The organism is Agrobacterium sp. NPDC090283 (genome assembly GCF_044769685.1).
GTDB lineage: Bacteria > Pseudomonadota > Alphaproteobacteria > Rhizobiales > Rhizobiaceae > Agrobacterium.
In genome coordinates, this window is record NZ_JBIVYG010000002.1 from 251,352 (window position 1) to 265,484 (window position 14,133).

At 58.3% G+C, this 14,133-nt stretch carries 10 protein-coding genes; 6 read left to right on the top strand and 4 right to left on the bottom strand.

Translation table 11 applies throughout. The annotated features are described in order from the left end of the window. Window positions 1-599 precede the first annotated feature (599 nt). From ACIQUH_RS04135 to ACIQUH_RS04155, 5 genes are all read left to right on the top strand, one after another. Window positions 600-1,559 (top strand): fibrinogen-binding protein, encoded by a 960-nt coding sequence (locus tag ACIQUH_RS04135; protein ID WP_149741832.1) that lies wholly within the window; start codon window positions 600-602, stop codon window positions 1,557-1,559. A gap of 153 nt (window positions 1,560-1,712) precedes the next feature. Further along, complete coding sequence (locus tag ACIQUH_RS04140; RefSeq protein WP_400812768.1) at window positions 1,713-3,731, top strand: hypothetical protein; 2,019 nt, start codon at window positions 1,713-1,715, stop codon at window positions 3,729-3,731. 83 nt (window positions 3,732-3,814) lie between these two features. Then, window positions 3,815-6,019 carry a type I secretion system permease/ATPase gene (locus ACIQUH_RS04145; RefSeq protein WP_400812769.1) on the top strand — a complete coding sequence of 735 codons (2,205 nt, stop codon included), beginning with the start codon at window positions 3,815-3,817 and terminating at the stop codon, window positions 6,017-6,019. 8 nt (window positions 6,020-6,027) lie between these two features. Then, window positions 6,028-7,386 carry an HlyD family type I secretion periplasmic adaptor subunit gene (locus tag ACIQUH_RS04150; RefSeq protein WP_400812770.1) on the top strand — a complete coding sequence of 453 codons (1,359 nt, stop codon included), beginning with the start codon at window positions 6,028-6,030 and terminating at the stop codon, window positions 7,384-7,386. 85 nt (window positions 7,387-7,471) lie between these two features. Further along, complete coding sequence (locus ACIQUH_RS04155; protein WP_035262271.1) at window positions 7,472-7,966, top strand: hypothetical protein; 495 nt, start codon at window positions 7,472-7,474, stop codon at window positions 7,964-7,966. Here the strand turns inward: ACIQUH_RS04155 and ACIQUH_RS04160 are convergent. From ACIQUH_RS04160 to ACIQUH_RS04175, 4 genes are all read right to left on the bottom strand, one after another. Further along, the gene (locus ACIQUH_RS04160; protein WP_400812771.1) at window positions 7,963-9,231 is read right to left on the bottom strand and encodes an O-antigen ligase family protein; all 1,269 of its coding nucleotides are present in this window, start codon (window positions 9,229-9,231) and stop codon (window positions 7,963-7,965) included. The genes ACIQUH_RS04155 and ACIQUH_RS04160 overlap by 4 nt on opposite strands. Before the next feature lie 7 nt (window positions 9,232-9,238). Then, the gene (locus ACIQUH_RS04165) at window positions 9,239-10,495 is read right to left on the bottom strand and encodes a polysaccharide biosynthesis/export family protein (RefSeq protein WP_400812772.1); all 1,257 of its coding nucleotides are present in this window, start codon (window positions 10,493-10,495) and stop codon (window positions 9,239-9,241) included. A 193-nt stretch (window positions 10,496-10,688) separates the two neighbouring features. Beyond that, window positions 10,689-11,369, bottom strand: coding sequence for a sugar transferase (locus ACIQUH_RS04170; RefSeq protein ID WP_003523803.1), 681 nt, complete (start codon window positions 11,367-11,369; stop codon window positions 10,689-10,691). A 619-nt stretch (window positions 11,370-11,988) separates the two neighbouring features. Further along, complete coding sequence (locus tag ACIQUH_RS04175; RefSeq protein WP_003523802.1) at window positions 11,989-12,537, bottom strand: cupin domain-containing protein; 549 nt, start codon at window positions 12,535-12,537, stop codon at window positions 11,989-11,991. A 145-nt stretch (window positions 12,538-12,682) separates the two neighbouring features. Here ACIQUH_RS04175 and ACIQUH_RS04180 point away from each other — a divergent pair, with 145 nt between their 5' ends. Beyond that, window positions 12,683-14,017: an aspartate aminotransferase family protein gene (locus ACIQUH_RS04180; protein ID WP_400812773.1), complete on the top strand. Its 1,335-nt coding sequence runs from the start codon at window positions 12,683-12,685 to the stop codon at window positions 14,015-14,017. Window positions 14,018-14,133: the final 116 nt, after the last annotated feature.

A 14,133-nucleotide genomic window follows, 5' to 3' on the forward strand; every position in this document is an offset into this window, starting at 1 on the left:
TTTAGTTGATATCCCTTTGCATAGCTCGCCGACGAAGCACGCTGGAGCCTGTCCCTTTTCGGGATAAAGGCTTTTTCCCACCGAAATAAACCATGTTTCTCGAAAAAGCCGCCTTGCCCTGACGAAGCGATCTTTTTCCGAGGCCAAACCGGTCAAACACTCCCTGGATCACCGGTTGCGACATATATATTCGGGTGAAGCGCCGATATGTTTAGCCCGAATTGATATCTAGGAAGCGCAATTTTTCTGCGGCACAGTCTGACCGTCGCTGAACGGCGGCCGATGGAAAGATATCTCCGGCCTTGACGTGTGTTTGAAAAACGCCGGTCCCTTTTCAAGAAAACATGCAAGCGAAAAGACGAAGCCACCGCGCTCCCCATTGGAGCGAGGAACGGATTTGTGCGCCTTTTTTACCGAGTAGCGCACAAGGGCTGAACGAAAAGAGCCCGATCACGGGCCAATACTGAACCGCAGATGATGCGTACCGAGTGCATCTGCAAACATCAATCTTCATGCTACCCGGGGCAAGCGCGAAAAAATCCCGTTTGAGATGAGAGGGATTTCGAAAGCTGCTCCGAGCTTTTTCGGAGGAAATCGAAATGGGTTATGATCACAAGGCATCCGGCGACGAGATCACCAAGATCGGCGCGCTTTCCGATGGTTTCGCCAACACGTCGACCAATGACGCCAAGGTGGAAGACAGCAACGTCGGCACCGCGAATGGTGAAAACCGCAACAACGACAACAGCGACAACAGCACCAATGTGGATGTTGACGCCAAGATCGATGTTGAGGCCAATAACGGCGACAATCGCGACAACGACTATGACTGGAGCTATGACAGCAAGTCGTACAGCGACAACGACACGACCACCAAGACCAGCACCGAAACCAACACCGATATCAAGGTCGATTACGACTGGAGCTATGAAAGCAAGTCGTACAGCGACAACGACACCAATGTGAAAACGATCACGGATACGGACACAAAGACGTCCAACTATTCCGACAACGACACCTCCACCAAGACCACGACGACCTCCGACAGCTTCAACTCCGCAGACAGTTTCTACAAGTCGGATGACGACTTCGGCAACATCACGGGCGTCAAGGATGTCGGCAATCTCGGCATCGCCGGCGGAGACCTCACCTTCAATCTGGGTGACGACTTCTCCTTCACTCTCGATGTCGACAATATCCTCAACGGCTCGCTCAACGGCGAAGGCAACGACACCGGCTTCAGCATGGTGCAGGCCAACCACCTGGCGGATCAGGATGAGGCCTATGACATCAAGATGCAGAATGGCGGTGCGGAAAACCACCTGAGCGCCAATGCCGGTGACGCCTATGGCGCCGAAGGCATCGACGGCAAGGGATGGGATCTCAAGGCCGGCGACGATGCAGCAGGCACAAGCACTGCGGATGCATCGGCAATCCTTGCAAATTCCGGCTTCCATCTGGAACTGGTGCAGGGCGCCAACATGCTCTCCAACGCAGTTGATGTCACGATCACAGGCGGTAACTCGCATGTGTCTGATGTCGGTGAGGATCACTCCTGATACCCACCTCTTGACGAAAAGAGCTGCACCGGCACCCGCCGGTGCAGTTCGCGGTTGAAGGACCGGGTCTGCGTAAAAACGAAGCGCCGCCTCTGAGACGTGCGCCGTCCGCAGCCTCCAGGCTCTGCCGCGATGATCAGGGAGGGACCTCCGATGCATATCGACAAGATTTCGGACATGATTGCGCATTTCATCGGCCTGTTCGACACGGTGATCGAGGAAGCGCGTCTGAGAACAAATTATACCGAAGGCCCGGCGCAATCCGATCCGGACCGTCTGCCGGACGATGAAGCGGCAAAGCTGCTCGACAAGAACTACGACGTTCCGCTCGAGGACTACGACCCCGGTGTCAAATATCACGCCGGCTATTATGATTTCGACTATATCCGGCCGCATTTCGCCCGCGCTGTCGAATACGACATGCAGCAGCTTGCAAATGCCGTCCCGTTCGATATTTCCGCCGCAAACTTCCGTTTTCCCGGCCGCCTCTCCTTTGAAGAGCAGTATGAACTGGTGGTTCACCCCGGTCCGGGCTCGGTCATCGCGCATGTGGCGCAGGTCAATATTCTTCAGGACGACGACTATCTGAACATGACTGACGGCCCCTATGCGGGCCGCGATACGAGCTTCGTCACCGAACGCACCGTCGAGTTCTACAATGAAGCGTCGGTCTTCACGCCCTTTGCCGTTTTTCAGCGCACCGACAGTTACGACGCCCTGCAGGCGCTCGCCAAATCCGCGCATGACTATATCGACCATGCCCGCGAAAACGACGTGACGTCGCTTGGCACCGGTGCGGATCAGGATTTCGTTCTGGCCGGCAACGACATTGACGGGCTTTACATCAACGGCTCGATAGCCAGCGAAAAACCGATACTCGACGACTACATGCCCGATCGTGGCATCGCCAAGCCGGCGGAAGAGCCGGAAAAGAGCGATGTTTCACTGCATGAGGACAGCCCTGCCGGCAACAGCCTCGATGTGGCAGCGGGCGCCAATGTCGTCGCCAACATCGCCACGCTCGTCAATACCGGCGTCATGACGTCGGTAACCGCCGTTATGGGCGACTATCATCAGATCGACGCAATCACCCAGGCCTATATCTATAGCGACCGGGACGAGATCGATTCCGTTTTCACACGGTCGGAAGATCAGGCCGCGACGGCAGCCTTCAATATCGCCAGCTTCGAGCGCAGCGTCTATCCGGGCGCGGAAAACACGGAGAACAGCGGCCAGGACAACGGCGAGCCGCCGATATTTCCGACCGCCTGGCGCGTCAGCGTGCTGGAAGGCGATGTTTCCTTCGTGCACTGGATCGAGCAATACCAGTTCGTCAGCGACAACGACACGATGACGATAACGACCTCGGGCGCAACCGTCAGCCTGCTGACAGGCGGCAACGCCGCGCTCAACATTGCGAATTTCCTCGGCATCGGCATGCAATACGACCTGATCATCGTCGGCGGCAATGTGCTGGACATGAACATCATCAGCCAGATCGCCGTGCTTTACGACAATGACTGGGCGCGCGCCAATCCCAATGCGCCCGATGGCGCCACCATCCAGTCCGGCAACAACCTGCTGTGGAACGACGCCACCATTCACAATGTCGGCAGCAATGATCGTTTCGAAACCATGCCGGACTATATGAACCAGACGGTGAACGCCATCAACGAGCGCGACCCCAACATGCCGGATGCGCTGGCTCATGACGTCAATTTCGCCGGCTATGAGGGTCTGAACGTCCTCTATATCACCGGCAATCTCTATGATGTCAGCATCATAAAACAGGTGAGCGTACTGGGCGATTCCGACGATGTGACGCAGGCCGCCGCCAAGGTTCTCGAAAATACCGAGGGTGCCACCGTCCACATCGATACCGGCAGCAACGCCGTGGTCAATCTGGCGCAGATCGTCGACTACGACAGCTTCGGTTCCACCACCTATGTCGCCGGCGGCGTTTATTCCGATGCCATCCTGATACAGGGCGGCATCATCGAAAACGACACGTCGCAACCCCAGCAGGGCCAGCTGGCGAACGAGGTCATCGCCTTTCTTCACGACGATCCCGCCACCATCGAAAACGAATCCAATGGCGTCATCAATGCCGGTCACGACCTGTCATGGTCGAATGCCCATCCGGCCGACGTCATGCAGACGGTCGTTGCGTAACCTCCGGCAAGCGGGGCTGCAAACGCAGCCCGCCGCAGCCGGAACCGCAAACACCGCTAGATCACCGAGGGGACCGATATAAAATGGATCATATTTCTAGAAAAACCATTGCCGACGGACGCTCGCTGGACTTGCCGCTTGATCAGGACGCGGAAGACAGCAAACTGACGGACGCCTGTATTTCAGCAATCAATGAAGCAGTCGAAAACCTGCGCCAGTTATCCGGCGCGGAACAGACGGCAAAAGACGTTTCCTCTTCTGCACAGACCGCCTCCCCACAGGTCCTTTCCCAACCGCATGCAAAAACGGAGCAGGTGGAACAATTGCGGGATGTTCCCCCGGAAAAGCCGGCACCTCAACGGGACCGGCAACCCGCCTCCCCGCCGGAGCCGCAGGCCAAGATCGACAATACCGACCTGCCTTTCGTCAAGACCATCGACAATAACGACGGACCGATCCGCGAGAACGAACGCCGGCCGGTGACGGGCGGTGGCGGCAAGGAGCCGACGGACAATGGCGGTGGTGGCGGCGGTGGCGGCGGCGGTGGAAGCCAGAGCGGTTTTCACAAACGCAGCGAGCCGATCAATTTCGCCGCAAGCCTTGCCAAGGGCATCGCCGCCGTGCGGCGCAACATGGTGGTGGTGATGCTGTTCACGGTCGCCATCAACATCCTGCTGCTCGCCATCCCGCTTTATCTGTTCCAGATTTCCGACCGGGTTCTGACCAGCCGCTCGATGGACACGCTTGTCATGCTGACGGTCGCCGTCCTCGGTGCGGTTCTGCTGCAGGCCTTCATGGACGCCATCCGCCGCTTCATCCTGATGCGCACCGCCGTCGAACTCGAGGTGCAGCTTGGCGCGCCGATCCTGTCCGCTGCCGCCCGCGCCTCCCTGCATGGCAGCGGCAAGGACTACCAGACACTGCAGGATCTGCAGCAATTGCGCTCCTTCCTCACCTCCGGCACGCTGATCGCCTTTCTCGACGCACCGCTGATGCCGCTCTTCATCGTGGTGGTCTATCTCGTCCATCCGCATCTCGGCATCATCATCATGGTCTGCTGCGCCGTTCTGTTCGGCATCGCCTGGCTCAATCAACGCTTCACCGCGAGGCAGTTCTCGGAAGCATCCGGTTATCTCAGCCGCGCCAATTTCCACCTCGATTCCATGTCGCGCAATTCGCAGATCATCAATGCGCTCGCCATGATCCCCGAAGCGGTGAAGATGTGGGGCCGCGAAACCGCCGGTTCGCTGAAATCGCATGTGGCGGCGCAGGATCGCAACATCATGTTCTCCGGCGTTTCCAAGGCGGCCCGCATGATCACCCAGGTGGCGCTGCTCGGCTGGGGCGCGCATCTGTCGCTATCAGGCGAACTGACCGGCGGCATGGTGATTGCAGCCTCCATCATTTCCGGCCGCGCGCTGGCACCCATCGAAGGCGCGATCGAAGGCTGGCACCAGTTCAACAAATCCGCCGCGGCCTATGGCCGCATCAAGCAGCTGCTCATCAATTCGCCGCTCAATTTCCCGCGCCTGCGCCTGCCCAATCCGGAAGGCCGTCTCGATGTGGAGCGCATCCTCTTCGTGCCGCCGCCGCAGAAAAAGGTTATCCTGAACGGTATTTCCTTTTCGCTGAAAAAGGGAGAGTCGCTCGCCATCATCGGCAATTCCGGTTCCGGCAAGACGACGCTTGGCAAGATGCTGGTCGGCTCCATCCTGCCCACATCAGGCAATGTGCGCCTCGATCTCATGGATCTGCGCAACTGGGACCAGCGGCAATTCGGTGAAAGCATCGGTTATCTGCCGCAGGACGTGCAGCTTTTTCCCGGCACCATCAAGGCCAATATCTGCCGCATGCGCGACGATATCGAGGACCGGCAGATTTACGAAGCCGCCGTGCTGGCCGATGTGCACGAGTTGATCGCCGGTTTCCCGCAGGGTTACGAAACCGTGGTCGCCGCCGATGGCGCGCCGCTTTCCGGCGGCCAGAAACAGCGCATCGCGCTTGCCCGCGCCTTTTTCGGCGATCCGAAATTCGTGGTGCTGGACGAGCCCAACTCCAACCTGGATACGCAGGGCGAACAGGCGCTGGCAAAGGCGCTGCTGCACGCCAAAAGACAGGGCATCACCACCGTCACCATCACCCAGCGGCCGGCACTGCTTCAATGCGTCGACAAGATCATGGTGCTGAAGGATGGATCGGTCGCCATGTTCGGCGAAAGGATGGACGTGCTGAAGGCGCTTTCCGGCAATGGCCGCCCGGCCAACCAGTCCCCGCAGATCGAGGGTTGAGAACCGCCATGTTCAAGAAGAAAAACGCCATTGCCGAAATCAAACCCCAGGGCCAGCTCGAATGGTACAGCGAGGTGCCGCGTTCGATCCGCCTGCACAGCTCGATCGGTCTTGCCGTGCTGCTCGCCTCCTTTGGCGGCTTCGGATTCTGGGCCGGCACCGCGCCGCTCTCTTCGGCCATCATCGCCCAGGGCAGTTTCGTCGCCACCGGCAACAACAAGGTGGTCCAGCATCTGGAAGGCGGCATCATCAAGGAAATGATGGTCAGCGAAGGCGACACGGTGAAGGAAGGCGATGTCCTTCTGACGCTGGACAAGACGACGGCACTTGCCAACGAGCGCATGCTGCAGCTGCGGCGGCTTCGCCTCGAAACCATCGTGGTGCGCCTGCGCGCCGAGGCCCAGGGCGAAAAAAGCTTCAAGGTGCCCGATATCGTCATGAAGGAAGCCGGCGATCCGGATATCAATTCCATCATCCAGAGCCAGAACATCGTGTTCCACAGCAAGCTCATCAAGCTTGAGGAGCAGATGAACCTGATCGACAAGAATATCCGGTCGCTGGAGTTCCGCTATGCGGGCTATGACGGCCAAAAACAGTCCTTCGACCGGCAATTGGCGCTTTTGACACAGGAGCGCGATTCCAAGGAGCGGCTCGCCAAGGATGGCGTCATACGCAAGACCGACATGCTGGCGCTGGAACGCGCCATTGCCGACGCCATGGGCGATATCGCCCGGCTGAGCGGGGAAATGAACCAGAGCGAGGCGGAAATCGCCAAGTTCCGGCAGGAAGCGGTCATTGCCGTCAACGCCAACAAGCAGGCAGCGCTCGATGCGCTGGAAACCGCCGAATCCGATCTCGACAGCGTGCGCGAACAGGTACGTGGCGCCGCCGAAGTGCTGGAACGCACCGTCATCCGCTCCCCCGTCAACGGAACCGTGGTGCGCGCCTATTATCATACGCCCGGCGGTGTCATCACGACAGGCAAGCCGATCATGGAAATCCTGCCCGCCCATGTGCCCCTGATCCTTGAGGCACAGGTGCTCAGAACCTCCATCGACCAATTGCATGAGGGCCAGACCGCCGCGATCCGCCTGTCGGCGCTCAACCGCCGCACCACACCGGTTCTGAATGGCAAGGTCTTTTACGTCTCAGCCGACAGCATCGAGGAAAACGCCGGCCTTCAGGTCAAGGACGTCTATATCGTGCGCGTGCAGATACCCGACGAGGAAATCGCCAAGGTTCACAATTTCCACCCCGTGCCCGGCATGCCGGCCGACGTGCTGATCCAGACTTCGGAACGTACCTTCTTCGAATATCTGACCAAGCCGATCTCCGACAGCATGTCCCGCGCTTTCAAGGAAAGATGAAGAAATATCAGTAACCTACACTGTCTTTTCCGCAGCGGTCGGCATATAATATCCAAATATGTTTCGTTGGGGCGGGAGAAGCGGCATGGCGGCGATGTCGGATGTATTGCTGCTGGTCGGCAGGCTGAATTACGTGTGGACGAACACGGAAAGCCTGATGATCTATCTGATCGTCCATCTCCTGAAAGTGGAGAAGGAAGCGGCCATCGTCGTGTTCCTGACGCTCAACACCACGCGGGCGCGCATGGATCTGATCGAGCGTCTGGCGAAGCTTCCGTCCACCGATGCGAAGGACCGCAAGACCATCCTCTCCATCATGGCGCGACTGAAGAAGGAAGCGAAGACGCGCAACAAATATAATCACTGCATCTATTCCTTCGACGAAAAAGGTGAGATCGCCAGCACGCAGCTGATGCGGCTGGTGGAGGATGACAGCCAGGTGCGCTACGGCAAGGTCGAGCGCATGGACGAGAAGGAAATCGGACAGCTCGAAAAATCGATCGCCGACATCGTCGAGGTCAGCAAGGACATGTGGAGTTTCATCCACGCCAGCCCGCATGTCTCGGCGGATTATCTCTAGGCTCTCGTCTGTAACCGCATGCCGATCGCCGGGTGAGGCTCGCGACCCTCCGCAGCCCTTGCCGGAAGGCACAATTTACCGGCTGCGAAATAAAGCAGGAATGAGCCGATCTGGTAGGGGAAGATGATGTCGATCTCCACGAAGGAACGCACGACAAACAGCGCGCAGATCGCAAACAGGATAACGCCCTGCGGATCGCTCTTGCGCATCAGCACCGAGCGCAGATGCCCGAGCAAGGTTCCGTAAAGCACCATGCCAAGCAGCAGCATGCCGACGAAGCCGTTTTCCACGACGGTTTCGATATAGGTATTATGGAAATGGAAGCCGCTGCGGCCGGTAATGAAGAAATCGTTCCACAGCCGTTCGGCATCGGGAAAACCCGCGACCCAGAAACCCTGATAACCGACGCCGAGGATCGGTGTCTGTTTCGCCGCCTCGATGCCCTGCTGCCAGAGATAGGTTCGGCCGGTCAGCGTCGAATCCTTGCCGAAAATGCCGAGAATGGCGTCCAGCAGACCGAATTGCAGGGAAGCGACCGCGAGCAACGCGCCGAGACCGCCCAGCGCGAAAAACATCATCTTGCGGTTAGCCGGCGACAACATGCCGATGGGAATGAAGCCGATGATCAGGGCGACCACCGCCGCCGTGGTGATGGCGGATGTGGCCGATTGCGAGGCGATGAGACTATAGGCCGATAAAAGCCCGGTGACGCCGGCGATGGGCAGCCAGATGCCCCTTAACTTCAGCACCAGCACCGATGCGGCAGCAAAAATGACGCCGAGCGAGGCATAAAAACCGAGCTGGTTCTTGGAAGAGAAGGCGCCGACGAAACTATAGGTGCCGTCAAGCGCATCGAAGAGATAAATGCCGAACAGCAGCGAATAGAAAAGAACGACCGCGATGCCAATCAGCGCGCCGCGCGTCAGCGTCCGGATGGAGATCACCCGCATCGCAATCAGCGCGCAGACGATATGCGTCATATACTGGATGGAGGCGCGCATGGTCACCGACACCGCCTCCGACCAGAAGCTGGACAGAACCGTCAAGATGCCGAAGGCGAATATCCAGAGATAGCGCGGATAATTGCCGAGCACGCGCCGGTAATCGACCACCACCAGCGGCAGCCACATGCCATAATAGGCCAGAACAGAAATTTGCCCGAAACGCGACGAATAGGCGAAGACGAAGAATGACAGCGCAACCGCCGCCATTCCGTAAATCTCATTGCGTTCGGGATCGATCAGCGCCGATTTGGCGATCCGCATTGAAACCTCACTGCATCAGGATTTCAGACGAGACCTTGATGACATCGCCGGGCTGAAGCATGGCGTTTTCATCCACCTTCAGCTCTTTCGGCTTGCCGTTTTCCTCACGCACCACGACATAGCCGATCGTCGCGGACTTGCCCGACGGGTCGAAACGGATCGCTTCTGCCGATTGCGCCAGTGCTTCCGACATCAATTCCCGGCTGGTGGTCAGCTGCAGATTGAGCTTGTCGAGTTCCGCTTCCGTGTCCTGCAATTCCTTGGAGCGCTGCGCCACCCAGTCGTTGCGCAGGTTGATCTCGTCCTGGGTCGCCTTGTTGATATCCTGCTTGGCGCGCAGCGACTGCGTATCGATATCGAGCAGATTGGATTCCACTTCCGCCGCGCGTTCTTCCGCGGAAATACGCCGCTGCGACAGCGCAAGCCCCTGTTCGTTCAGCCGGTTGACGCGGTCGCGATCCTCATTGGCAAGCTGGAGCTGACGATTTTGCGTCTCCGACTTCTTCTTGAGGGATTCCACTTCGCTCTGCAGAAGGGCGTGCAGATCTGTCAGCGCCTTGAGCTGCAGGGTGTAACGCTCGGTGCGCGATTTCATCAGCGCGCTTTCGCTGGCCAGCAACACATCGATCTCGGCAATCTTTTCCATTTCAGGCGTCTTGGCGATGGTCGTGTCGCCCTTGACCTCGGCCACCAGCCGCGCCTGACGGGCGAGCAACCTTGCCCGCTGGTTGTCATAGACGGCGGCGTCACCGCGGGCATTGATGAAGTCGCGGGCAAAACGCTGCCCGGCATCCGAGCGCCGCAGGCCGCCGGCAAGGCTGACGGCCTTCAGCACCGTGAGATTGGCGGCATAGGGATATTCTCCCGGCGTCTGCACATCGCCACTCAGAAAGATCGGCCGGAACTGGGCGATCTCGACGGAGGCCGAAGGCAGGTTGCGAAGGGCGAACTTGCTCTGAAGCTGGGCGCCGATCTGCTCGCTGACTTCCGATGGGGTCTTGCCCGCAACATCCAGCTGACCGATGAAGGGCAAGGACAGCGCACCCGACGGGCCGACGGAATAATCGCCGTTGATCACATCCCAGTTGCGGATGCTGCCATCGGCCGGCTGCCATTCGGCAACGCGGATACGTAATTTGTCGGCGGTGCCGAGCTTATATTGACCACCATCCGCAGCCATTGCGGAGAGCGGCGCGGCAAGGGCGACGGAAGCGGCAAGAACGAGGGCCACAAACGGGCGGTGGGCGGCAAACAAGCCGTTCATCGGGAAACTCCCTGTTAGCGGATCGCCCGGCAGGCGATCAGGCCGTAGCGCGACCGGCAAAGCCGGCTGCGCAGCGCCGCAAAAAGCGGCCGGTATGATTAGCACCAATGACGCACCCGAAGACCGGACTTGGGATCCCGGTCAGGGTGCGTGTCGAAACGAAGATCGATAAAGCCGAACTCAATATCGGTTTTCAGTAGCTTCCGCGTGAAAGGCACACGGCGGGAATGGTCTTGACGATGATGAAGACATCCTGCCGCATCGACCAGTTCTGCACATAATGCGTGTCGAAAGCGACGCGGGTCTTGTAGGATACGTCGTTACGGCCGCTGATCTGCCACAGGCCGGTCAGGCCCGGGCGGGTGCTGAGATAATAAGCGGCAGCGCTTTCATAATAGCTCAGTTCCTCATCGACGACCGGGCGCGGGCCGACCACGCTCATTTCGCCGCGGATGATGTTGAGGAGCTGCGGCAGTTCGTCGAGCGAGAGCTTGCGCAGCACGGCGCCGACGGCCGTAACACGCGGATCGTTCTTCAGCTTGCGGGTGGCGCGCCATTCTTCGGCGGCCTCCGGATTGGCGGCAAGATATTGCCGCAGAATCTCGTCGCCGTTCATCGCCATCGTCCTGAATTTCAGGCAATGGAAATAACGGCCATTATGTCCCACACGCCGGTGGCCATAAAAGATCGGGCCGGGATCAGACAATTTCACCAGCGCGGCGATCAACAGGAATATCGGGCTGAAGATGAGCAGCGCAAGCGCAGCCGATGTCATATCGAAGCTGCGTTTTGCGATGCCCCCGATAGGGAAACTGACATCGAAATCTTCGGAGCTGCTGAGTGTCTGTTCAGCCGATTGGGTCGCGGACTTCATAGAGAGAACTCCATTTATGTTTTGCGATTGGTCGGTGCCCGGAGGCGCGTCTTTCCGTCTAAAAGAGATAACAAGTCTGTGTTCGGAATTTGATGCTAATGGATTTTTTGTAAGGCACATTGCCCATAACCGTCTATGCGATTTCTTGCGCGAGCGGCCGATCAACGCCCGGGCAATATTAACGGTTGCATAAAAAAGCAACAAATGTGCCGATGGCCATGTGTTGAGAGCATGGGTGTCGCTCCGGCATGTATTGGGTTTTGTGCCGTCGACAGTCTTTTCTTATATGTTTCTTATGACTTGGTGAGATGAGACAGGAACGCCAAGAACAGCCATGTATGTAACAGACTATTAAATTTTTTTGCAGCGCAGCAAGATTGTGGCAATGCATATAAAATTTGACATATTGGCTGGGACTTTTTTTCCCAACATTGCCACCCCACCAAGAAAAAGCGATGGAAAAATCGCTAAAAGGGCTCAAAGACGGCAAAAGAGTGGCAAGGAACTGCATTTTGTTCATGGCAGCCACGCAAAAACGCCGTGTCTGACGGCCTTTTTTTATCGACTCGCTCCCGTTTCGCCGTTCTAACAGTGCTGCGAGACGCGAAATCCGCCGGAATCAGAAGGTTGGAGGTGTGCAGGCGCTGATGACCTCGCATGGCACGGGACCGACGCAACGGAAGCGATGCGGCCTGCGGCTTTCGAAATAATAGGCATCTCCCGGCCCGAGCACCCGCCTCTCCTCGTCGACCGTCACTTCCAGGCGCCCGGAGAGAATGATGCCGCCCTCTTCCCCATCGTGAACCAGCGGAACCTTGCCGGTATCGGCGCCCGGCTGATAACATTCCTTCAGGATCTGCAGGCTGCGGCCGAAAACATTCTCGCCTACCTGCCGGAAGGAGATCGGCCCCTTGCCGATTTCGACCAACTCATCCGCCCGGTAAAAGGCCTTGCGGCTCGTCTCCGGCTCGAAAGCGAAAAACTCGGCAAGGCCGATCGGTATGCCATCGAGAATGCGCTTCAGTGCGCCGACGGATGGGTTGGAGGTGTTGGATTCGATCAGGGAAATCGTCGAATTGGTGACCCCGGCGCGTCTTGCCAGCTCCCGCTGGGAAATGTTGTGGCGCAGCCGTAAATGGCGCAAACGCCCGCCTATATCCACCGACATGCGTGAGCCCCCGTTGCCCTTGTTCGAAATATCGAAAACTGCTGTCCACGGCTATAGTATTTTCAATAGCTTGGCTACAGAAAGAAAAGGGCTTGTTCGGCCGCGAAAATAGCTTTCAATCATCGGCACCGAACAGGAGACCAAGATGGACAACCCGAGCCGATCCAATTCCACCTCACTCGACAGCTACTGGATGCCGTTTACCGCCAACCGGCAGTTCAAGGCCAATCCCCGCCTGCTGACGAGCGCCGAAGGCATGTATTACACCAGCAATGACGGCCGTCAGGTTCTCGACGGCACGGCTGGCCTGTGGTGCGTCAATGCCGGCCACGGCCGCCAGCAGATTGCCTCTGCCGTCAAGCACCAGCTTTCGACCATGGACTATGCTCCCTCCTTCCAGATGGGCCATCCCGTTGCCTTCGAATTCGCCGAGCGGCTGGCGGAAATCGCCCCCGGCCCGGAAGGCGCGAAACTTGATCGTGTCTTCTACACCGGCTCCGGGTCGGAATCGGTCGATACGGCGCTGAAGATCGCCATCGCCTATCAGCGCGCCATCGGCCAGGGCACCCGCAGCCGCCTGATCGGCCGCGAGCGCGGTTATCATGGCGTTGGTTTCGGTGGTATCTCCGTGGGCGGCCTTGTCAACAATCGCCGCGTTTTCCCGCAGATCCCCGCAGATCATCTGCGCCACACCCATGATCCGGCGAAGAACAGCTTCGTCAAGGGCCAGCCCGAGCACGGTGCCGAGCTTGCGGACGATCTGGAACGTCTGGTCGCCCTGCATGGCGCCGAAACCATCGCCGCCTGCATCGTCGAACCCGTCGCCGGCTCCACCGGCGTGCTGGTGCCGCCGAAGGGTTATCTGGAGCGTCTGCGTGCCATCTGCGACAAGCATGGCATCCTCCTGATCTTCGATGAAGTCATCACCGGTTTCGGCCGCATGGGCTCCACCTTCGCCAGCAACTATTTCGGTGTTACGCCAGATATCGTCACTACCGCCAAGGGACTGACCAACGGCGCGATCCCCATGGGCGCGGTCTTCACCAGCCGCAAGGTGCATGATGCGCTGATGCATGGGCCGGAAAACCAGATCGAGCTGTTCCACGGCTATACCTATTCCGGTCACCCGGTCGCCTGCGCCGCCGGTATCGCAACGCTCGATATCTATCGCGATGAGGGCCTCTTCACCCGCGCGGCGGAATTGCAGGATGTGTGGCACGACGCCATCCACTCCCTGAAGGGCCTGCCGAATGTCATCGATATCCGCACCATCGGTTTCATCGCCGGCATCGAGCTGCAATCGCGCGACGGGGCTGCCGGCGCACGCGCCTATGACATCTTCGTGGATTGCTTCGAGCGCGGCCTGCTCATTCGCGTCACCGGCGACATCATCGCCCTTTCGCCGCCATTGATCGCCGAAAAATCCCATTTCGACGATATCGTCTCGATCCTCGGCGATGCGCTGAAACGCGCGCAGTAGAAGTATACATTTCTAATAAAGAAAAGGCTGCAATACTAATTGCAGCCTTTTTTGCTTTTATCAATTCTGGGCGAAAATATATCATTTATTAAGCATGTTCTATTAACTTCCTGAAG